This window comes from Pedobacter sp. HMWF019 (assembly GCF_003061025.1).
Taxonomy (GTDB): domain Bacteria; phylum Bacteroidota; class Bacteroidia; order Sphingobacteriales; family Sphingobacteriaceae; genus Pedobacter.
Window position 1 is genome coordinate 34,211 of sequence record NZ_QAIL01000141.1, and the last position, 22,720, is coordinate 56,930.

The window sequence follows — 22,720 nt, forward strand, 5'->3', positions numbered from 1 at the left end:
TTTTTTGTTACAGTGCAATAGCTGTAAGTGCGTTTTTAACAATAACATTGTTGCTGCCAAACAAACAATACAAACTAACCAATATATAAACCAAATATTTCAAATGATGATTTTTAATTTACGGGCTAATCTTAGGGTCAGGTGTAAGCCGTACAGGCAATTTTCTGCCATCAAAATGTTGGGTCTGCTGTTGCTTTTCATGCTTTTTGTTCCAGACGGAGCGGTATCTGCAAAACTGCAGATGAAAACTACAGTCAGATTGTCCATTGATATAATCAGAGGAAAGATTACTGATGGAAAAGGAGCAGGCTTGCCAGGGGTAAGTGTTAAACTCAAAGGGACAAAAACAGGTGCCGTGACGGATGCGGAGGGAAACTATTCGCTGAAGGTAGAAAAAGCAGAGGGTACCTTGGTCTTCTCTTTTATAGGCTATGAAACCCAGGAGGTTGAACTTAATGGAAAAAGCACGATTGATGTTGTACTGAAAGAGGCTGAAAATACAATGGACGATGTTGTTGTGGTCGGCTTTGGAACACAAAAAAAGAGCACTCTTGTGGGTGCGGTATCAACCGTAAAGGTATCAGATATAAAGATCGCCGCCGGTCGCTCGCTGACCAATACTTTGGCGGGTAAGGTTGCCGGGGTGATCTCGGTACAAAGAAGCGGAGAGCCAGGTAAAGACGATGCGCAGTTTTGGATCCGCGGCATCAGCACTTTTGGTGCGGGCAGGGAGCCTTTGGTACTGGTAGATGGGGTAGAACGGCCAATGAACAATGTAGAGCCAGAGGATGTAGATAATTTTTCGGTACTAAAAGATGCTACGGCAACAGCAATTTATGGTATCCGTGGTGCAAACGGTGTCATCCTGATTACTACGCGCAGGGGTAAAATGGCAAAACCCGCAGTAAATTTTAAATATGAACAGGGAAGATTGCAGGCGACCTCGAAACCAAAATTTGTGGATGCCCCGACTTATTTGACTTTACTCAATGAGGCCAATCTGGCCACAAATCCAAATTATGTTACGCCTTACACCCCTGATGTCATTGAGAAATATCGTTCAGGTGTTGATCCGCTCTTGTATCCGAACGTGGATTGGATGGGGTTGATGATGAAGGACTTTTCCAATAACCAACGGGCAACAATGAATGTTAGCGGAGGGTCGGAAAAGGCAAAATATTATGTTTCCGGAAGTTATTATGATGAATCGGGTATTTGGAGTACGGATGCACTTAAAACATACAATTCGCAGAGCAAACTCCAGCGGATAAATTTCCGTTCGAATATTGATCTGCAGCTGCGTACCGATATGGAACTGAGCTTGGGAATGGGCGGTTATCTGATGCTCAATAATTATCCTGGCGATGGGAATTCTGGCGCGATCTGGTACAATATGATGCTGGCTACTCCGGCAAAATATGCACCTACGGCTCCAGATCCGGAAGATCCGAGAAAGGTGATCTACCTGAACAGCGGGGGATCGGGTAACTTTAATCCTTACCAGTATCTGGTGGATAGGGGTTATACCAACCAATGGGCAAATACGCTTCAGACCGATATTACCTTAAAATATGATGCGGATAAGCTGCTGAAAGGTTTAAAATCCTCTGTTAAGTTTGCTTATGATGCGTATTCCTACAACAACGTGCAGCGTTTAAGGAGCGGGGATAGCTGGACAATCGTTCCTCCCGGAAGAGATCCGGTTACCGGACAACTGGTTTTACAGAAAAGTTATACGGGTTCAAAGGATCTGTCGTATACCAAATCAGCAGGTGGAAACAGGCGTATTTATTTTGTGGGCCAACTGGATTACAACCGTCAGTTTGGAGACCATACGGTTTCGGGTATGATGGCTTACAATCAGCAGGATTACCAGAATGGTGATGCTGCAAACGCAATGGCCGCTCTTCCATTCCGCTTTATGGGATTGGTGAGCAGGGCAACTTATGCATATAAATCCAGGTATTTCTTTGAAGCAAATGCGGGTTATAACGGTTCGGAAAACTTTGCCGCTGGCCATAGGTTTGGCCTGTTTCCTTCAGCAGGTCTGGGCTGGATTGCATCAGAAGAATCCTTCTTTAAGAATCTTATCAGTCAGGATTATGTGAGTTTTTTAAAGTTAAGAGCGTCAATAGGGATGAAAGGTAATGACAACCTGGGGGCCCGCCGTTTTGCTTACTTAACGACAGTTGGTGGCGGATATGGTGCTTATCTTCTTGGGCAGGATGTCAATGTAAACTGGGGAAGTGTTGGAGAGAATGAATGGGGCGCTGATCTGACCTGGGAAAAGGAAAGAGAAGTTAACCTTGGTTTCGAACTGCGTTTTTTAAAGGGATTTTATCTGCAGGCTGATTTCTTTAACCGTCACCGTAAAGGGATCTTTCTGCAAAGGAATTCTATCCCACAAACAGCTGGTTTAAACCAGAAGCCATGGGGCAATATCGGAGAGTTTAAAAACCATGGTATTGATGCAACACTGGAGTATTCTAAAAATATTGGGGAGGTCAATGTTGCGGTTCGTGGTAATTATACTTTTGCAAGGAACAACCTGCTCGACAATGATGAACCTGATTATGTGTATACCTATCAAAATGCAAAAGGTAAACGTTTAGGACAGCCATTTGGTTTGATCGCAGAAGGACTTTTCACTTCTCAGGAAGAAATCAACAGTTCACCAAGACAGACATTTGGTGCGGTCCGTGTAGGGGATATCAAATATAAGGATGTTAACGGCGATGGGGTGATTGATACTTATGATGATGTGGCGATCGGTAACTCGGACGTCCCGGAGGTGGTATACGGCTTTGGAACTTCTGTTTCTTATAAGGGGTTTGACGTTTCTGTATTCTTCCAGGGCGCGGCAAATATGGATTTTATGCTTGGGGGCGATGGATTCTTTCCTTTTACCAGGGGAGAGACGCAGGGGGGTGTAACCTATTATGCAACAGATAGATGGATGCCGGAAAATCCAAGTCAGAATGTTCTTTTTCCGCGCTTAAGTTCTGGGTCTAACCCGAACAACTACCGCAATTCTACCTGGTGGCAAAGAAAGGCAGATTACCTGAGATTGAAAACTGCTGAAATAGGTTACAGTTTGCCAAAAAGATGGACGCAAAAGGCAAAAATATCTGTTTTGAGGGTGTATGCCTCGGGAATGAACCTCTATACCTTTAGCAGTTTTAAATTCTGGGATCCGGAATTGGGGAACGGAAACGGTGCGTCTTATCCCTTACAGAAAACATTTATTCTTGGCGTAAACATTAATTTTTAAGATAATGAAAATGGCTTTAGCAAAAATCAGATATGCAATGCTTATTGTTTTAAGCATGCTGGCATTATCCTCGTGTAAGAAGTTTCTGGACAAACAGCCGGACGATATGCTTACCATAGACGAGGTTTTTAAATCGAGGACGCAGACTCAGGCATACCTGAGCAGTGTATATTCTTTTATCCCCGATATCCTTTCCATGCAGAATAATTATAACACTCTTGGTATTACCGATGAGGGCGATTTTATCTGGGCGGCTTCATGGGCGGGCCAGATGAACAATGGAAACTGGAATCCATCAAGTGGTTATTATGATAAATGGGGCGATTTTTATAAAGGAATCCGTTCTGCATCGATTTTTATCAACCGGGTTGATAAGTGTGATGACCCTACGTTATCTCTTGAAATGAGAAAGAGCTGGAAGCAGGAGGCCAGGGCTTTGCGTGCAATTTATTATTTCTTCCTGGTACGCCAGTATGGACCAGTGGTTATGCTTCCACTGGAAACAACTGATGTGAATGCGAGCAACGAGGAACTGCAGATGCCACGTAAACCTTTTGACGAATGTATGAACTTCATCATCAGCGAATTTGATGCGGTGCTGAATAGTCCAGACCTGCCGGAGCGTTTTGTCAGTGCAAATGATAAAGGCAGGATAGACAAGTTAACAATTATGGGATTTAAGTCTCGTGCACTTTTATTGTCTGCTAGTCCTTTGTTTAATGGAAACCCGGATTATGCCGGTTTTAAGAACCTTGATGGAACAGCTTTGATGAACAGTACTTATGATGCTTCAAAATGGCAGAAAGCAGCTGATGCTGCAAAGGCCCTGATTGATAAAATGCCTGCCGGGCTGTACAAAAAGATCCCGGATGGCCAATCTGTCTTTGATCCTTTCGTCTCTTACCGGGATTTGTTCCTGGACCGCTGGAACAACGAGGTGATCTATGCCCGCCCACAGATGGCATCATCGGGTGCAGATGTTGGCTGGGAACGTCACTGTGCGCCGCGTTTTGTGAACGGGTGGAATGGAGTGGGTATCTCTCAGCAGATGATCGATGCCTACTTTATGGTGAATGGCAAGAAAATCAATGAAGAAGGATCTCAGTATTCTGAAGTGGGCTTTAGTGCTGTGGCGGGAAAATATACAAAGACCAGTACCTTCAATATGTACGTTAACCGGGAACCCCGCTTTTATGTGTCCATTATGTACAATGGAGCAGACTGGATTTATAAACAGGACGGTAAACCGGCCCAGACCGTTGAACTTTTCTTTACTGGAAACAGCGGAAAGCAAGGTTCTCATGACCATTCGGCAACAGGTTATTTAACCAGTAAGAATATCAGTCCGAATTCTAACCTGGTGGAATGGACGGGTGCATTGCGGTCTTTGGTACTTATCCGTTTGGGTGAGATCTATTTGAACTATGCAGAGGCTTTGAATGAGATTTCTGATAATCAGGCCAGCCGTGAACAGGCAGCAGTCTATATTGACAAGATTCGCGAGAGGGCAGGGATTCCGGCACTTACCGCGGATAAAAAGGCTTCACAGAATGCGTTCAGAGAGGCTGTCCGGGATGAAAGGCGTGTTGAGCTCGCATTTGAAGGTTTTAGGGCATGGGATACCAGAAGATGGAAAATTGCAGAGCAAACCGATGGGGCTCCTCTAATGGGGATGAATGTTGATGGAGGCAAAAGCCTGACCGATTTAGAGTTTTATAAAAGGACGGTGATCGAAAAGCGTGTTTTCCTGAAATCATACTATTTATGGCCGATCCCGCAGTTCGATATCGTGCGTAATAAAAAATGTGTTCAAAACCCTGGATGGTAACTAATCCTTAGATCATGACGAAAAATTATTTTAACGGCGCAAAACTTGTGCTGACAATGCTTAGTATAGTATTTTTAAATGCCTGCAAGGTGGATACGCTGGAGCAACTCGGGACACTTGGACAAAAGGTCTCACTTGTACAGGTGACCAGTGGACAACTGCTGCTCAAAACTGATAATATTGTAGTGGATAAACCGAATTTTCTGGTGAGAAGGGCATTTGGTCTTGCCCTTTCCGGATTGGAAGAAAATTCCGGCTTTAGTGCCGATGTACAACTTGATTTTAACGACGTGCCATTAGGTTATGATAAGCTGAACTCAGCGGAGTGCTTTTTATCTGCTTCGGCCAGTTCTAAAGATCCGGTCACTACAGTGAATGTTCCGGCTGGGATGCCACAGGGTGCTTTTTACATCAACATCACCAAAGCGGCGATCGATGCACATGGAGGGCGGCCTGTAGCGGTAAAGGTCGTGTTGTTAAAAACAAGTAAATATACCATTAATACGACTGCCCAATCCGCTTATGTACTGATGAATACCTCGGAATTCGGTACCATTAAAACCAACATTACCGATACGTATTTCAAAAATGCCATTTTTGCCCGTCAACCGGGAACAACCGATAGGTTTGTAAACCTGGCGGACTGGACAGCCAATGATGCGTTGAAAAAGTCCCGTCCGACGGGTGCTGGTTATGATCAGAACGTGGGTTACCTGGGTATTGAGCGGTGGAGCAGTGGCGATAGTCCGATCATCAACGGTAAAATCTATCAGACTTTTACCCTCCCTGCGGGGAATTACACGATCGATGTAGATATGAAAAAGGTTGCTGCTGATAGAGACTCTTATTTCATTGTGAATGAGGGTACAGCCATCCCCGATGCAAATGGGATTTCGGGTGCACTGGTACAAAAAGGGATCACCAATGATTACAACAATAAAATCCTGACGGTCGACTTTAAGCTGACGGCATCAAAGCAGGTATCGATTGGGTTTTTGATCAATATTGATCAGGGAACGCAGAAAATCATACAGGCGAGCGGTATCAAAATGTATAAGATAGAGAACTTGTTTGAATAGGAATTAAGTTTTTGGCCCTGTTCCTGGAATGAGGAGCAGGGCTTTTTTGAAAGTAATATGGAGTACACTGTACAGATATGGAGGCAGTGTCGTTCAGACCCCGAACCGAAGCTTACTGTAGAATGGGCCTCTGAAAAGGAGATATCGAATACAGCAGTTCTATACCTATCTTTCTTGCTGCTGAGCCCATTTGCCACAGCTGCGGTGCTTTATTCAGTAGTTAAAATGGTACATATAACCACCCCATTTTCTTTAAATGCATGTATTGTTTATTGGTCTGATCATCATACTTTATATGGCTGCGGGAGGACTGTGGGCCATTTTGGTGACCGATGTGGTCCAGTTGTCAATGGCGGTTGTTGGTTTAGGCATTACGATTCTGGTATCATGGCAAAGGAGTTTTCGGGCATTGTAATAGCCGTTGGGGTTTTGATATTCCTGCTGTCGATCATAATCTTCTGGAGTATCCACAATCGGGAGAAAAGATCTTTAGGTACGTTGTAATCTTGACCTCTCCTGTTGGTATTCTCATGGCGGGTGCACTTGATTTTAAGGCTGGCCGGTAGAAATATATAAATGGTTTGTTGGAGTTTGTTATTTTTGCACAAATGGATACATCAATCTATTTGTCAACAGAAATATTAAAACATACTTAGGAGCATGTCAAAAGCACAATATTGGTTAGTTAAATCAGAACCTTTCAAATACAGCTGGGAAAAATTTAATCAGGATGGTCTTACCTTTTGGGACGGTGTACGCAATTATCAGGCACGTAATAACCTCAAAGAAATGAAGGAAGGCGATCTTGTCCTTTTTTATCATAGTAATGAAGGTAAGCATGTGGTAGGTGTAGCTAAAGTAGTTAAAGAATTCTATCAGGATCCGACTACCGATGATGCCAATTGGGTAGTAGTGGATCTGGCACCCGTAGAAACTTTAAAGCATCCGGTTACACTGGAGCAGATCAAGGCGGAAGAAAGCTTGAAAGATATATCTCTGGTTAAACAGGGACGGCTGTCTGTGATGAAATTGAAGGCTGAAGAATTTGACAAAATTCTGGAAATGGGAAGTTAGAAATTACTTTTTTTTGACAATTTTAAAACTTTATTTGATTTACCGCGGTTATTTCCTAAATTGGAATAAAATAACTGCTTATGAAAAGACATGTCTGTACCCTTCTCACTTGCCTTTTAATTGTAAGTAAATTAAAGAGCTCTGCGCAGGTTAAGCCCTGCATGGCATTGATCAATACCGGGAAAGAAGTATTTAAAGGTGTTTTATATCAGGTTACTCCAGATAGTATCGGCGTTAAGGGAGATACTTCACTTGTTTTTTTTAAACCAGGAGAGATCAAGAATATAAAACTCAAAGAGATCAAAGCCTTTGAGTATAAGAAGTACCTGAACTACGAACCCAAAAGTTACGATAAATTTTCAACCAAAATGGTTCCCGTACGTAAATGGGGCGAAAAAGATCCAACCATAGAAGAAGAACTCAGCGGCAGGATCATCACCAGCTTTTACAATACTGCACTTAACAGTTTAACCTCGTCCTGGGGCTTTATGAATAAAAGTCTGGCTAATATTAAGGTAAATTACGACGAACGTATTTATAAAGAAGAACTTAAAGATCTTACTTATCGTTCGCTGGCTTATCAGCTGGATCCGGAGCACAATACTACTGCACCAGAGGAACTGAGGGCTGCTTTAAGTATTAAAGACAACTAGACGGTCATTCCTCAATGGCTTTTACCTTTTTCTTGGAGGCAAGAAGGCCTATACTCATGATCAAACTTGATCCAAGTACAACCATAAATAAGAATGCGGGTCCTACCTGGGGCATTTTTAACGATGCTGGCAGATTAAAATAAAGCAGGATACTGATTAAGCCTCTTGGTGCTATAAATGCTTCAGCCCCACTATTATCTTTCCTGAACAGTTTTAAATAGGTAAACCTGATCACGAATATGGAGCCTAGTATAAATAATCCGTTGGCAATGATGTCAAAATTGTTCAGATCGTAGATATTCATGGTGAAACCAAAGATCACAAAGAAAAATGTCCGTATAATAAAGGCACTTTCTGCCGAGAGCTGGTAGAGTTGTGTCAAGTCATTAGAAAGATTCTTATAGATAAATATTCCTCTGAACCAGGCATGTTCTATGGCGTCAGCATTATTCAGGAACAATCCAAAAGACAAGATGAGTACCAGGGAAGATAAGTGATAAGATTGCCCGATGGCATAGACCAGGATCAGAATGGAAATGATCAGGAAGAATTTGATATGATGGGATAATTTTCCCATCAGGTAAAGCAATAATATACAGGATATCGCCGAAAAAATAATAATCAGAGCGGTATTCATGGCCAGTCCTGTAAAAGAAGAGATAGAGATGTTTGGATTGGAAATGGCAAAGTTAAACAGGATAATCCCCAGTATATCTGAAAAAGAGGATTCATAAATAATGAACTCTTTGCCTTTACCAGTGAGTGCCGCTGCCGAAGGAATGGCTATGGCAGAACTGATAACGCTAAAAGGAATGGCATTGGTAAAACAAACGTATAATTCTCTGCCGGTGATCTGATAGATGATAAAGGTAATGATGCTTACTGTGGCAAAGAGAATAACCAGGGCCGAAAGAAAAGCCCCTTTGATCAGTTTGTTTTTGTGCCGGTCATATTTAAGTTCCAGCGAGCCCTCAAATACGATGAGAATCAAACCAACAGTTCCCAGTGCTGGCAGGATACCCATAAAATTATAGGGATGGACATTCAGTTTGTCTACCAGCAGTCTTAAACCAATTCCTAAAAGGAGTAGTAAAAGAACCGAGGGCAGTTTTGTTTTACTTGCTACCAGGTCAAACAGATATGAAAATATGACCAGGCCGCTTAAAATGATAAGTGTTGTATAGGTGGTCATAATTAAGTGCTGTTAGTTATTCCTTAAAAAATAGAGCTTTGAGTTCAAGGGCGTCATTTGCTTTCATTTTTCCGCCAAGAATAAGACGAAGCTGTCTGCGTCGTAAAGCACCTTCAAATAATTCAACTTCATCGGTTGTTTCTGGAACAAGTTCCGGTACAGGGATCGTTCTGCCACTTTGATCAACCGCGACAAAAGTGTAATAGGCTTCATTGGATTTTACACGGCTTCCTGAAGGAATGTTTTCCGCCCATACATCCAGACGAACTTCAACAGAGGTATTAAAGGCTCTGGTAACTTTCGCTTCAATTGTAATTACATCTCCAAGCTTTATGGCCTGCTTAAAGGAAACGTTGTCTACAGATGCGGTCACGACGATCCGGTTGCAATGTTTTTGTGCGGATATGGCTGCTGCAATATCCATCCAGTGAAGTAATCTTCCCCCCATCAGATTGTTTAATGTATTGGTATCGTTTGGCAATACCAGTTCATTCATGATGGTGAATGAATCCTTAGGGGTTTTAACTTTTATACTCATAATCTCAGCAAAAATAAACAAATTGTGCAACTTCATGTTATGGTATTGCATAAGCATCAAAAAAGCACCACAATTACAGCATGACCAATCAACTATTGATCCAGTATTTTCACTGGTATTATAATGAAAATGAACAACTTTGGGAGAAAACTGCGCGGGAAGCCAGAAATTTAAGTGCTCTTGGTGTTACCGGTGCCTGGTTGCCTCCAGCCTATAAGGCCACATCAGGCGGATATTCAGTAGGTTACGATTGTTATGATCTGTTTGATCTTGGTGAGTTTGACCAGAAAGGCAGCATACCTACTAAATATGGTACTAAAGAAACTTATCTTAAGGCAGTTAAAGCCTTAAACGATGCTGGAGTTTCTACGATAGCAGATATGGTCTTTAACCATAAAGCAGGTGCCGATGAGCTGGAGACTATAAAAGTACGGAAGGTGGATCCGGATAACCGTTTGGAGTTTATTTCTGATGTGATGGACATCGAAGCCTGGACCAAATTTACTTTTCCGGGAAGAAAGGGTTTGTATTCAGACTTTGTTTGGGACCACCAGTGTTTTAGTGGTATTGACCGTTCTGAGAATCCGCCGGAAGATGGTATTTTTTCCATTCAAAATGAATATGGAGAAGGTTGGGAAGAGGTACCCTCAACAGAATATGGTAATTATGATTACCTGATGTTCAATGATATTGAATTCAGAAATCCTGCAGTGCGGGAAGAATTGAAGCGTTGGGGGGAGTGGTATTATGAGACCTGTGGTATGGATGGTTTTAGGCTGGATGCGGTAAAACATATATCTGCTGATTTTCTGAATGAATGGCTGGACCATATGAAAAGTACTTTTAAAAGGGAATTTTTTGTTGTAGCTGAAAACTGGATTATAGAAGGTGTGGAAGAACTGGATGCTTACCTGCAGCGTACAGATGGAAGGATGCAGTTGTTTGATTCTATTCTGCATCATAACCTTTATCTGGCTGGTAAAGAGGGAGAAGATTATGACCTCAGTAAAATCTTTGAAGGAACATTGGTGGCCTATCATCCGGAATTATCGGTCACTTTTGTAGATAATCATGATTCGCAACCACTTCAGGCGCTGGAATCTTATGTGGATTTTTGGTTCAGGCCCATGGCTTATGCGTTGATTCTGTTGCGTGAACAGGGAATTCCCTGTTTATTCTATCCTGATCTATATGGTTGTAAGTATACGGATAAGAATGAAGAGGGGGAGGATGTAGAGGTGGAGCTTGTTGCCCTTGAAGAATTACCTTTACTTTGTCAGATCAGGAAAGAGCGTGCTTTTGGTGTGCAGCGGGATTATCTTGATTATCCAAGTTGCATTGGCTGGACCAGGGAAGGAGTGGATGAAATGCCCGGCTCAGGTTTTGCAGTGGTGATGAGCAACAGCAACGAGGGGTTTAAAGATATGGAGATTGGCACGAGGCATGCTGGCCAGGTATTTATAGATGCACTAGGACGTATGGCAGAAGAGGTAGTGATCAATGAAGAAGGATGGGCACAGTTTGCCTGCATAGCAGGGAACATTTCTGTCTGGATATTGAAAGAGGATTAGCGCTTTACTGAATCTATATTGGTATAGCCAACCAGCTCGTCCCAGCGGCTACCAGGTCTGCGGTAATAGACAAATACCTGATAAGTATTTTCTGTTTCAAAGAAAGAACCTTCAAAAACAGTATTATTTATTTTACCGGTTTGTTGGTCTTTCCAGATGTATTTGAAGTCGTATAAACCTTGTTTGACAAGGATATGTCCATAATATCTTCTTTTTCCAGGATCGTAGTTTAATTTATTTTGTTCTGTAAGATTATAGTTGTTGAATCTTCCAACAACATATACATCACCTTTAGGACTTGGGAGCTGTGTGTTTAAGGTGAATAATACCTGGACATAATCACTTTCTGTATTGTCATCTCTCCCGTCCTGGTTCCTGATGAAGAAGTTGCCATTTTCGTCAAACTGACTGGTGTATTTTTGGGTAGTGGCTACAATGTCAGGGAATAAAATTGCATTGTAGATGCTGTCTTTAAAGATTTGTTGCACATGATCTCCCGGATATCTTAAGCTTCTGAGGTCAAACTTTCTGAATTCGTTTCCGCCTTTAAAATCATTGGTGGTCACGTCGTTATATATCAAATTATCTGGTTTGACAAATGAGGGTTTGGTATTGATGATGGCTGTTTCCGGATCCAGGTTTTGCATGACAACCGCCTTAATATCTGTGTACGGGTTTTGTACAGTTAGTCCTTTATGGAAAATAGACAGGTTAAGTTTTTGATTGTAAGGTCTTTCTGGAGTTTGAAGGCTGGGGGTAATTTCAATTCCTGCATTTACACGGTTATCCGTCACGTAGAACCTTTGTGTAACCACCAGTTTTTTCGGGTCTCCATCTTCATAGACCTTAAGCAGATAATTACCAGAGATTTTTAATTTGATCTGGTCGTTTGGAAGATTAAGGCTGTAATGGGTGAATTTTTGAAGCGTTGCAAAGGAATATTTGTAATCTATAATCCGGTCTTCGGCAAAAGATTCTACATAATCGAGTGTCGATATTCTGGAAGATTTCCAGTCTGAGGTACAATGTTCAACGGAATACCAATAGTTTTTACTGCCTCCGTTGAGGTCGTCAAAAGAGAAAAGAAGCTGCTCTCCCGATTTCAGGCCGATAACAGGGGCAGATTGTTCTTTTTGTTTATTATAACACTGTGTGGTTTTAATTTGAGGTAAATAAACCTTGTTATCATAGACAAGTGTTTGCTGTGCAAGAGCCAACTGGACACTTATCATTAAAAAAAAGAACAATCTGCCTGTTTTTATCATTTGCCTTCCATTTCCATAATTTCAGATGCCAGGTCTTCCCATGTATTTTGTGCAGTGTCGAGCAGGTGCTTGGCATCCAGATATTTTTTATTGGCTGCAGCTAACTTAACCGGGTCTGCGTAAACCTGGTCGCTGGCCAGTTCTTCTTCAATGTTTTTTACGTTTTTTTCCAGTTCAGCAATTTCAGTTTCTGCTTTTTGAAGCTGATCATTCAACTTCTTAAGTTGCTGTTGTGTATTTGGTGCTGCTGCTTTCTTTTCCTCAACTTTTGGTTTGGTTTCTTTCTCTTGTTTATAAGGAATACTTGTAGCCGCCACAGGTGGTCTTTTGGCATTCCATTCTTCGTATTCTGCGTAGGTTCCGGGATACTCTTTAATGTCCCTGTCTTCAATGAACCATATTTTGTTGGCTACATTATCCAGGAAGTACCTGTCGTGGGAAACGGCAATGAATGTACCTTCATATTGTGTCAGGGCCTGGATCAGAATGTTTACAGACTGGATGTCCAGGTGGTTGGTTGGCTCATCCAGAATCAGGAAGTTGGAATCTGTAGTCAGCGATTTTGCTAAAGCTACCCTTGACTTTTCTCCTCCGGATAATACCCGGATCTTTTTAAATACATCATCACCCGTAAACAGGAAACAACCAAGTATAGAGCGAAGTTCTGTATCGGTATGTTTAGGTGCAAAGGCCTGCAGTTCTTCCAGAATGGTATTGTCCAGGTGCAGGGATTCCAGCTGGTGCTGGGCAAAGAAAGTGGTGGTCACATTATGACCCGTTTCACACTTACCATCAAAGCCTTCTGCACCGGCAATGATTCTCAATAAGGTCGATTTACCTTTACCGTTTGCTCCGATAAGTGCAATTTTATCTCCTTTTTCGATTACGCCCTCTGCATTTTCTAATATATGTACATTCGGATAGCTTTTATTGGCTTCCTCAATCCTAATGACGTGGCGGCCTGAAGGCTTGGTGAACTTGAAGCTGAAGTTAACTGTTGGGTTATCATCATCGACATCTTCTACGCGTTCCATTTTGTCGAGGGCTTTCATACGTGACTGGGCCATTTTTGCTTTACTGGCTTTGGCTCTAAAGCGTTCAATCAGGCGTTCTTCCTGTTTGATTTTGGCCTGTTGGTTTTTATATTCTCCTTTTTGGATTTCCCCTCTTAATGCTTTTTCTTCCAGGTAGAATGAATAGTTTCCGGCGTAGGCGGTGAGTTTTCCTTTGCGGGATTCTACAGTACGGTTGACCACTTTATCCAGGAAATACCTATCATGAGAAACGATCACAATGGCACCTTCAAAACTCATTAAATAGGTTTCCAGCCATTTAATAGAAGGTAAGTCCATGTGGTTGGTCGGCTCATCCAGTAAGAGGATGTCTGGGGTTTGCAAGAGGATCTTAGCCAGCATAACGCGCATTCTCCATCCTCCGGAAAAAGTGTTCAGTGGTCTGTGCTGATCTTCGGTGCTAAAACCAAGACCGGCAAGGATCTCATTGGCCCTATATTCAATATTGTAACCATCCAGGGCTTCGAATTCCTGTTGTTTATCACTTAACTTATTTAAAACGTCTTCAGAATAGTCTGTTTCAATTTTTTTAAGCAGCGCTTCAATTTCATCATGAAGCTGGTTTTGACGTTCGAACGCTTCCATCGCCACGTGCAGGATGCTATGGTGGGAATCGTAAGAAAGAAGATCCTGGTTCAGATAACCTATCTTAAGATCTTTAGACATGGAAATCGAACCTGAAGAAGGTGCGTATTCTCCAACAATTATTTTTAAAAGGGTAGATTTTCCGGTTCCATTGGCGCCAATAAGGCCCACTCTGTCCCCGGGTTTAATATGCCAGTTTGCTTCATCATATAAAGCTCTGGAGCCTATAAGGAATGTTAAGTCGTTTATCGAAATCATGTGGCTGCAAAAATACGATTTTTACCTACATTAATTTGTTGTGAGGAGGTAAGAATACGCTTATTTATAGCTTTTTATTGGCAGATTCTTTAAAAAGTTAACTGAATGGCTTTGTGATCGGTAAAAACGTTCCTATCTTCGCTGCATGTATCGCATAATAAAACCTGTTTTCTTTCAGTTTGATCCGGAAAAAGTACACCACTTTGTGGTTAAAAGGCTAAAATGGTTTAATGATTATTTTCCTCTTGGGAAAACCATTTTGAGAAGTAGTTTTGATGTGAATATAAAAGGGCTGGAGCGTGAGGTTTTTGGAATCAAGTTTAAAAACCCTGTTGGATTGGCGGCTGGTTTTGATAAAAACGGAGAATATATTGAGGCCTTGAGCAATCTTGGTTTTGGATTTATTGAAGTGGGAACGGTAACACCCATGCCTCAGCCAGGAAATGATAAACCAAGAATGTTCCGCCTGGAAGAAGATCAGGCGATCATTAACCGGATGGGCTTTAATAATAAAGGTGTTGATACGCTTGCAGAACGATTAAGAATTTTAAAGAAAAAGGATTCCAGTATTGTTATTGGTGGAAATATCGGAAAGAATAAAACGACACCTAACGAAGAGGCGGTTAACGACTATATTAAGTGCTTTGACCGTCTTTTTGATGTAGTAGATTATTTTGTGGTGAATGTAAGTTCTCCTAATACACCAGGCTTAAGGGAACTCCAGGAAAAGGAACCTTTAACCAATTTGTTGAAAACCTTACAGGATCGGAACGCTAAAAATGGTGTAAGCAGACCTATCTTGCTGAAGATTGCTCCGGATCTGACCAATGATCAATTGAATGATATTGTTGAGATTGTACAAACCACTGGAATAGCTGGTGTGATCGCGACCAATACCACCATTGACAGAAATGGATTATATGCTTCTGAAACGATTACTAAGGAAACAGGAGGTTTAAGTGGCAAGCCCTTAACCAGCCGCTCTACTGAAGTGATTCGTTATCTTTCGCAGCAATCTAAAGGTTCATTTCCGATCATCGGAGTGGGAGGGATACATTCACCGGAAGATGCAAAAGAAAAACTGGATGCGGGTGCTTCTCTGATCCAGCTTTATACCGGTTTTATTTATGAAGGTCCGGGAATCATTAAAAGAATTTGTAAAGGACTATTGTAATAGTCGCTATCGACAGCCCTTGGCAAAGAACGTTAGGGAGCTGCGGATAACGATAGGCTTAAACAAAAAAGAGGGTGAATCTTATGATTCACCCTCTTTTTTGTTTCTTTAGAAGACTTAAAGAACTACTTATGCCTGAGCAGTAAGTTTAGCGATAACAGCGTTATTGATTGCTAATTGATCTTTAGTAGACTGTTTTGAACGGCTTCCTAATTCAAGATTTGTAGCCAATTTCAAATGTTTTACTTCTAAACGTGAAGTAGTTTTATTTTTTCTGTCTTTTCTTTTTAATCTTGTAACTGCCATGGTTGTAACCTTTATGTTTTTAATTTAAATAAATCTGGAGGTCGAGAGCGGATTCGAACCGCTGTACGAGGTTTTGCAGACCTCTGCCTAGCCACTCGGCCACTCGACCCTGTTAAATTTCAGGTTGCAAAAATAGCAATTATAAGTTAGTATGCAATTTATTTCTTAAAATTTCTTGAAATATCTGAGCATAAAATCCCAGCAGAAATCGCAACATTCAAAGACTCAGCTAGTCCCACTCTTGGAATCGTAACAGGAAATTGAATAAATTTTTTCACTTCCGTTGTAATTCCTTGTCCTTCGTTTCCTAAAATGAGAATTCCTTCGTTTCCCCATTCCATTTCATAGCTGCTTTTACCCTCCAGTAATGCGCCAAATATAGGAATATTTACCTTTTCCAGCAACTCAGAAACGTTTTGATAAAAAATATTTACCCGACAGAGCGAACCCATTGTTGCCTGTATAGTTTTTGGATTGTAAACTTCAACCGTATTTAAAGAACAAATCACATTTTTAAAACCAAACCAATCCGCTGTTCTGATGATGGTTCCCAGGTTTCCCGGATCTTGTACACCATCTAGCAAGATGGAAAATGTATTTTGTAGCACTTTGTCATTTACTGGCACACTTTTGGGTATGTGGACCAGTGCCAGTATGCCTTGGGGAGCTTGTAAAGTACTAATCTTGTCCAGTTCGGCATTGTTTACTTCAAATAACTTTATATTTGAAGGTAAATTGGGCAGTAAAGACTTATATTCAGCAAGATAATAAATGCTGTGTATATGGTAAGCTGATGGAACGAACTCTATTATTGATTTTATGCCTTCAATAATAAAAATTCCATTTTCTTTACGGAACTTTTTTTGATGTAATGATTTAATAAAACCTATCTGTGATTTTGAAAGCATACTCTATTTATAAAACGAAGATCCAGTTTCCTGCAATATTACTATTTATTATTCTTTTTGTTACTGCATGTTCTTCTACAAAATACATACAGGATTATCAATCCGTTGTAAAAGAGGTGCATATAGATAGTTTACCTCCAAAACTTCAGGAAGAAGCTTTCAGTTATGTACAGAAAGATATCAGGCCGGCTCCTAAATTGGGCATTAACGTAGGCTTATACAATTTGTTTTATACTTTATTTAAAACAAAGTCTGTTGGAAATCCGGCGCCTCTGCTGGACAGTACACTGGTTGAGATTTCCCGTAACCAGATTGAAAAGTTTTTAAATAGTAAAGGTTATTTTAATGCAAAAGTAAGTTCAGACATTACGGTCAAAAGGCAGCGGGCAAAGGTGTATTTTAAAGCCAATCCCGGCCCGGCATTCTTTGTTAAGAAATTAAGTTATGATATCGAAGATGCCAAAATGAAAGATATTTATTTCAATAGCAAACAGAAATTTACCCATTTAAGGGAAGGAATGCAATATGATGATGATTCTCTTGCTTATGAAAGGGATCAGATTTATGAATTGATGAAGCATCATGGTTATTTCGACTTTGCCAGACCTTATATTAAATTTACGGTGGATTCGAATTCTAACAATGGCCAGACAAAGGTGATGCTGATTGTAGACAATCCCGAGGGCAAGACAGAACATGCACAATTTAAAATTGGAGAAACTAATGTCATTGTAGCGCCAAGTACTGAAGGATTTCCTGATTCTATACGGTTTAATCCTAAAATCATTAGGGGGACAAGGTTTACAGACCTGTCCGGACATTTCAGACGCAACCCTATTTTGCGGTATAATTTTATCCGGCAAGGCGAGTTGTATGACAATAAAAACGAAACCCTGACCTACGACAGGCTTTATGAGTTGAATGTCTTTAAAAATGTAAAGATTGATTACATCAAGCCTGCAGATAGTGTGAATACGGTAAACCCGGTTATCCGGTTGATACCGCAAAAGCGGATGAGCAACAGGGTGGAGGGAGAGCTGCCTTTTAATGCGGGTACTGTGGGCTTTACACTCAGTAACACTTATATTAACAATAATATGTTCAGAGGTGCTGAACGCTTTGAATTTCAAATCAAAGGTGGTTTGCAATCCAGGCTTGGTCAGGGTAAATCGGTCTTTAATGATGTGTATCAACGGGATTTCTCTTTAAGTACAAGCCTGGCTATTCCAAGACTTATGGTTCCTTTTCATGTCCCTGTGATGGGTAAAAATGGAATGCCTTTCACTTCATTTGGTATTAGTTATGTGTACGGGCTTCAGAAAGATGTCTTTTCAAGAAAAGTATTCCAAACCTCTATAACCTACGACTGGTATGAAACAAAATTTAAGGTGCATTCCTTTACACCTTTGAACTTTGAATACCGGTTGGGATCATTGTTACTGGATACGGTAAATAATCCGGATAATGCTGCGCTGGTTAAAGACAATGCTTATAATCTGATGTTGCTGAACAGGAAAGACATTACCCTTGGTATGAAATATAGCTATACCTTGAACCAGGCGAAACTTTTGATTCCCGGCACCTTTGTTTACTTTAGAGGGAGCATGGATATCGCAGGGAATATGTTACAGGGAATAACCCGTTTGTTTGGAAGTGTGCATCATGCTTCAGAAGGGGATTATTCTGAAATCCTTGGGTTGCCTTATAATCAATATGTACGACCTGAAATTGATTTGAGGTGGTATAAAAATCTTGGTGGTGTAAGACAGTTTGTAGCAAGAATAAATGCCGGAATTGCTGTTGCTTATGGAAATTCTATTGCAATACCCTTTGAAAAAAAGTTCTTTGCTGGGGGATCCAGTGGGGTAAGGGCTTGGCAAGCCAGAACATTAGGCCCAGGGAATTATAACCGGGACGTTCTGACTCAGGATCAGCGTACAATTTTGTATGGGCTGGATCAGCTGGGCGATATGCATATTGAAACCAATCTGGAGTACAGGTATAAAATGCTCAATAAGTTTTTTGGTGCGCAGCTTAAAGGAGCAGTTTTTCTGGATGCGGGTAACGTATGGAACGTTTCATCGGGACAACCTGCAGAAACTTATTTTAAATTTCAGAAATTATTTGATCAGATTGCAATTGGAACGGGTGTGGGTTTAAGGTATGATGTAGATTATTTTGTATTCAGATTTGATATTGGATTAAAACTTAAAGATCCTCAGTTCAGTGGCTCTGACCAATGGGTTATTGCTAAGTATCTGAGTGGAGCAAAAGACTTTAAAAATGAGTATAACACTACTCATGCACCGGATACTTATCGTTTTGTACAGTATAATTTCGGAATAGGGATGCCTTTTTAAAAGAGCTTCTTCAGGCCGTCAAATACTGTTTCAAAAAAAGTTGGTATACTCAAACCGTTACTGTGGTTAAAGTAGAAGAAGATCAACAGGAGAATGACAGCAAAGATGAGAAATTTCCTGAACGCAAAGGCCAGCAGAACAATGATGAGCGGGATTAGCACCAGCCACATACTATTAAATGCATAAGGGCTTAGGTCTCCGTCTTTTTTATATACATAAACCAGTTTGCTGTGCGTACCCTTATCATTGATATGTTTAATATAGACAAAAGAGGAGCGTTCCAGTTGAAGAGGCAATATAGCAACACCATCATTGAATTTTAATGATTGGGTGAAACCACTTACACTGAAGGTGTAGATCCCGTTGATCTGCTCCTGGGGCTTGTCCAGGGAGTCGGCGGCAATAATAGCGAGTTTGCTGTTTTTTAACAAACTCTCTTTTACAATAAAGTTATTGATATCCGAACGTTGTGCAAAACCGGTACTGGTTAGGAATAACAAAAGGAAAAATAAGTAAGCTGGTCTCATTCTAATGATCGTTTATTGTAAATTAAATATCCCAAATGTAGTAAAACGCCGTTTCTTTTTGTGTGGTCATCGTATAAATTATAACTAAAGCTGATTGGACCTACAGGGGTATGGTACACAAGGCCTGCTGTTCCTGCATAATGCCATTTGCTAAATGCTTTGTTGTTGTCTACATCCTGGAATCCTTCCTGCTGAATTTCTTTGTAAGGAAGAAAAACATAGGCTTCTACCCTAAGGTCAAGGTTCCGTTTTAAGGTATAGACGTTTTTAAGCCCTCCGGCCAGATAGCTCGCTGCCCTGAATTTTTCCAGGAAAAGTGATCTGCTGTCCTGTAATGGGTAAAATGCCGGGGCAACCAGTAATGTGGAGTAGTAATTTGAAAACAAGGGTAGATTGGAAAGTACAGCTTCTGCCAGATAACCAAGGCTATAATAGTTCTTGTGAAAAAAGTAATTTTCATCGCTGACTTTGACACTGCCCCAGTTTTTGTTATGACTCTGTACATCCAACTGGTTATAGAAGGAGGCGTTTCTTGCAATATTTCCCGGGGTGTAGTTTTCTTTTCCGGTATAGTAATTAACACTTAAAGTGAAGTTTCTTCCTTTGTTGGCATACTGTTTCCGGTTAAATGTGTTTTGCTCAAAAGTAAGGTTCGGCCTGAATCCATTAAATGTAGTGCGATCAAGTATGTCACCTACATTAAAGGTATTGGTTGGGCTGTAATGGTCGGAATTGTTGAATGCGGCAGCGCTGAGCGTTATTTTGGTTCCTCTGTTCAAAGGGATCCCAAATTTAAAGTCTATTTTTCTGTCCGTTTGTTCTATATAAGTTGGGCTTGGATTTTCAATAAAAATGGAGCTGGTACTGTAATAATTAAAATGGTTAAAGGTCATCTCAGCAGCCAGAAACATGGGTAGGCTGGTTGGGAAGTCAACCCGCGCATTTAGCTGGGCCGCCTCGTAGAACCTGCCGGAATAGAAATTTACACCAAAGGTGTAGGCTTTTCTGTTTAGATAGTTGTATTGCACGCCTAAATAAACATTGCTGATGGGGCGAGTCGAGATATTGCCACCCAGATCTATTTTAAAGCTTCTTTTTGGTCTGGCTACGATTTCAAAGGTATAGCTGTCTGATGGTTGGTTATAGGATATTTTCGGGTAAACGGTTTCAAAAGTTTCATCTGCAACCAATTTATAATAGCCTTGTTTAATGTCGGAGAGATTGAATGTTGCTTTATCTTTCTTAAACAAACGCTCTATATATTTTTTTTGCTGGTCATTAACACCGCTTACGCTGATGGAGCTGAAAAAGAGGTCTGGCTTTTTATTGTTGAAATTGTTCCTTTTGATGCTAAGATCTTCAGGGTTTGTTCTTCTGGTAACTGCTTTTTTGATTTGGGCCATATTTGCCATTGCTGCATCATAACCTTGTTTGATCAGTTCTGCTACTGGATAAAAATTCGTAGAGGTATAGTCAGTAAGATTGGGCTGGATGTAAATTCCATTTTCTCCTATCATTGTAGAATCAGATTTGGCCAGGAACATATAGATCAGCGATCGGTTGAGTAAGCGGTCACCATTGTCTTTAGGATACTCCTTAAATGTTTTGGAAGATACGTTTACCCCAATAACATAGTCTGGTTTAAATTCCTTTTTCATAATGTCTACAGGGAAATTGTTATAAATTCCTCCATCAAAAACATATTTTCCGTCTACCCGTATAGGTCTGTAGACAAAGGGAACGGTCATGGTAGCCCTTACCGCTTCTGCAAGACTTCCGCTTTTCAGGGTAATACTGTTTTGCAGCAGTACATCAGAAACCATGCAACGGTAGGGGATAAATAAATTATCAAAATTATCTTTGGCAACGGCTGATGCCTGGGAAAAAAGTTCGAGCAGTGCAAAATTTAAAGGAATATCATTTACAAGGTTGGATCTGAAACTGAGCCGGAGGCTAGTGTCTATACTCAGTTTTGCAGATAGGGCAGAAGCATTTACATTGTTTTTTTGGAAAAAGAGGCTATAATCGCTGGTGTATTTTCCGCTAACCCAGTCTTGAAAGTCCTTGCTCAGCGCTATTTTTTCCATTTGTGCGGGTGTATAGCCTGCGGCATACATGGCGCCAACAATCCCCCCCATTGAAGTTCCTGTAATATAATCTACTGGAATGTTGTTTTCTTCCAGGGCTTTGAGTGTGCCTATATGGGCAAGTCCTTTTGCTCCGCCACCACTTAAAACCAGGCCAACTTTTTGCGCATGGCCATATAATGCACAAAAAGTGAATAAAAATGGTAAGAGGTATCTATAAGCTATCACATCCTAAAAATAGGATTTTCGATGATCAAATCCTTGATTTGTTTTAATTTAAGCTATAAATGCTATAGGTGAGTAGGGCTGCGAAACTTACCCATAGTATATAGGGAATGAAAAGTAGTCCGGCTATTTTGTCGATCTTGTAAAATACTCTGGCATTGGTGATGATAACGGCCAGTAAAATGAAAATCTCTATCAGTGCAATTCCTATTTCCCTGGCGTAGAAAAAGATAAAAGACCACATTAAGTTCAAGATGAGTTGTATGAAATAAAGGGCCAGTGTTCGGGGGAAGTGGACAATTTGTTCTCTTTTTCTCCAGACCAGGTAAGCTGAGATACCGATCAGAATAAAGAGAAACGTCCATACCGGTGGAAAAATGGTATTGGGCGGATTAAATGAAGGCTTAGTTAATGTGGGATACCATGTTTTTACAGAAGTAGCTGTCAATAAACCACCTAGAGATCCAATGGCAATAGGGATGGCCAGATTAAGAAGAAAAGCGCCTATATGAAAAGGTTTGTTCTGTGCAGCCATGGGGACAAGTTTAAATCCTGTATAATCAACAAAAGCTGTCAGGATTGACAGCTTTTGTAAGAAATGTGCCCCTGGAGGGATTCGAACCCCCATCGATGGTACCGGAAACCATAATTCTATCCATTGAACTACAGGGACAATTTGCGCAAAGATATAAAAAAAACACAATTGTAAATCTAAATTATAAAGTATTGCAAAAGACAATCATTTT

At 40.8% G+C, this 22,720-nt stretch carries 18 protein-coding genes and 2 tRNA genes; 8 read left to right on the forward strand and 12 right to left on the reverse strand.

Features of this window, described 5'->3' with window-relative positions; translation table 11 throughout:
• The first annotated feature begins 103 nt into the window (after window positions 1-103).
• From DBR11_RS09050 to DBR11_RS09060, 3 genes are read left to right on the forward strand one after another with little or no spacing between them, the layout of a single operon-like run.
• Entirely contained in the window at window positions 104-3,271 is a 3,168-nt protein-coding gene (locus DBR11_RS09050) for a TonB-dependent receptor (protein ID WP_108551795.1), read from the forward strand.
• 10 nt (window positions 3,272-3,281) lie between these two features.
• Complete coding sequence (locus DBR11_RS09055) at window positions 3,282-5,099, forward strand: RagB/SusD family nutrient uptake outer membrane protein (protein ID WP_108551854.1); 1,818 nt, start codon at window positions 3,282-3,284, stop codon at window positions 5,097-5,099.
• A 14-nt stretch (window positions 5,100-5,113) separates the two neighbouring features.
• Entirely contained in the window at window positions 5,114-6,178 is a 1,065-nt protein-coding gene (locus DBR11_RS09060; RefSeq protein ID WP_108551797.1) for a DUF5013 domain-containing protein, read from the forward strand.
• Window positions 6,179-6,469: 291 nt separating this feature from the next.
• Here the strand turns inward: DBR11_RS09060 and DBR11_RS29535 are convergent, their stop codons facing one another.
• Entirely contained in the window at window positions 6,470-6,649 is a 180-nt protein-coding gene (locus tag DBR11_RS29535; protein WP_158275249.1) for a hypothetical protein, read from the reverse strand.
• 189 nt (window positions 6,650-6,838) lie between these two features.
• Here DBR11_RS29535 and DBR11_RS09070 point away from each other — a divergent pair, with 189 nt between their 5' ends.
• Both DBR11_RS09070 and DBR11_RS09075 read left to right on the forward strand, forming a co-directional pair.
• Entirely contained in the window at window positions 6,839-7,252 is a 414-nt protein-coding gene (locus tag DBR11_RS09070) for an EVE domain-containing protein (RefSeq protein WP_108551799.1), read from the forward strand.
• Window positions 7,253-7,332: 80 nt separating this feature from the next.
• A complete protein-coding gene (locus DBR11_RS09075; protein ID WP_146186495.1) occupies window positions 7,333-7,905 on the forward strand; it encodes a hypothetical protein in 573 nt (190 codons plus the stop codon).
• A gap of 4 nt (window positions 7,906-7,909) precedes the next feature.
• Here the strand turns inward: DBR11_RS09075 and DBR11_RS09080 are convergent, their stop codons facing one another.
• Together DBR11_RS09080 and DBR11_RS09085 are read right to left on the reverse strand one after the other, a co-directional pair.
• Window positions 7,910-9,097, reverse strand: a complete 1,188-nt coding sequence (locus tag DBR11_RS09080; protein ID WP_108551803.1) for a sodium:proton antiporter — start codon at window positions 9,095-9,097, stop codon at window positions 7,910-7,912.
• Window positions 9,098-9,113: 16 nt separating this feature from the next.
• Entirely contained in the window at window positions 9,114-9,635 is a 522-nt protein-coding gene (locus DBR11_RS09085) for an acyl-CoA thioesterase (protein WP_108551856.1), read from the reverse strand.
• Between the two features lie 80 nt (window positions 9,636-9,715).
• On the opposite strand from DBR11_RS09085, the gene DBR11_RS09090 reads away from it, so the two are divergent.
• Window positions 9,716-11,206 carry an alpha-amylase gene (locus DBR11_RS09090; RefSeq protein WP_108551805.1) on the forward strand — a complete coding sequence of 497 codons (1,491 nt, stop codon included), beginning with the start codon at window positions 9,716-9,718 and terminating at the stop codon, window positions 11,204-11,206.
• Here DBR11_RS09090 and DBR11_RS09095 read toward each other — a convergent pair.
• Both DBR11_RS09095 and DBR11_RS09100 read right to left on the reverse strand, forming a co-directional pair.
• Entirely contained in the window at window positions 11,203-12,438 is a 1,236-nt protein-coding gene (locus DBR11_RS09095; protein ID WP_233260699.1) for a DUF5103 domain-containing protein, read from the reverse strand. The two genes, DBR11_RS09090 and DBR11_RS09095, sit on opposite strands and share 4 nt — an antisense overlap.
• 29 nt (window positions 12,439-12,467) lie before the next feature.
• A complete protein-coding gene (locus tag DBR11_RS09100; RefSeq protein WP_108551809.1) occupies window positions 12,468-14,387 on the reverse strand; it encodes an ABC-F family ATP-binding cassette domain-containing protein in 1,920 nt (639 codons plus the stop codon).
• Between the two features lie 145 nt (window positions 14,388-14,532).
• Here DBR11_RS09100 and DBR11_RS09105 point away from each other — a divergent pair, with 145 nt between their 5' ends.
• Window positions 14,533-15,561, forward strand: coding sequence for a quinone-dependent dihydroorotate dehydrogenase (locus DBR11_RS09105; protein WP_108551811.1), 1,029 nt, complete (start codon window positions 14,533-14,535; stop codon window positions 15,559-15,561).
• A 129-nt stretch (window positions 15,562-15,690) separates the two neighbouring features.
• Here the strand turns inward: DBR11_RS09105 and DBR11_RS09110 are convergent, their stop codons facing one another.
• The 3 genes from DBR11_RS09110 to DBR11_RS09120 form a co-directional block, all read right to left on the reverse strand.
• Window positions 15,691-15,867, reverse strand: coding sequence for a spore protein (locus tag DBR11_RS09110; protein WP_108551813.1), 177 nt, complete (start codon window positions 15,865-15,867; stop codon window positions 15,691-15,693).
• A 35-nt stretch (window positions 15,868-15,902) separates the two neighbouring features.
• Window positions 15,903-15,976, reverse strand: a tRNA-Cys gene (locus DBR11_RS09115).
• 49 nt (window positions 15,977-16,025) lie between these two features.
• Entirely contained in the window at window positions 16,026-16,775 is a 750-nt protein-coding gene (locus tag DBR11_RS09120) for an RNA methyltransferase (protein WP_108551815.1), read from the reverse strand.
• Between DBR11_RS09120 and DBR11_RS09125 the strand changes: the two genes are divergently transcribed.
• Window positions 16,760-19,135: a BamA/TamA family outer membrane protein gene (locus DBR11_RS09125; protein ID WP_233260700.1), complete on the forward strand. Its 2,376-nt coding sequence runs from the start codon at window positions 16,760-16,762 to the stop codon at window positions 19,133-19,135. The two genes, DBR11_RS09120 and DBR11_RS09125, sit on opposite strands and share 16 nt — an antisense overlap.
• Here the strand turns inward: DBR11_RS09125 and DBR11_RS09130 are convergent.
• From DBR11_RS09130 to DBR11_RS09145, 4 genes are all read right to left on the reverse strand, one after another.
• Window positions 19,132-19,662, reverse strand: coding sequence for a hypothetical protein (locus DBR11_RS09130; protein WP_108551817.1), 531 nt, complete (start codon window positions 19,660-19,662; stop codon window positions 19,132-19,134). The two genes, DBR11_RS09125 and DBR11_RS09130, sit on opposite strands and share 4 nt — an antisense overlap.
• Window positions 19,659-21,977 (reverse strand): patatin-like phospholipase family protein, encoded by a 2,319-nt coding sequence (locus DBR11_RS09135; protein ID WP_233260701.1) that lies wholly within the window; start codon window positions 21,975-21,977, stop codon window positions 19,659-19,661. The genes DBR11_RS09130 and DBR11_RS09135 overlap by 4 nt, the downstream gene beginning before the upstream one ends.
• A gap of 43 nt (window positions 21,978-22,020) precedes the next feature.
• Window positions 22,021-22,509, reverse strand: a complete 489-nt coding sequence (locus DBR11_RS09140; RefSeq protein ID WP_108551862.1) for a TspO/MBR family protein — start codon at window positions 22,507-22,509, stop codon at window positions 22,021-22,023.
• A gap of 66 nt (window positions 22,510-22,575) precedes the next feature.
• Window positions 22,576-22,647, reverse strand: a tRNA-Arg gene (locus DBR11_RS09145).
• Window positions 22,648-22,720 lie beyond the last annotated feature (73 nt).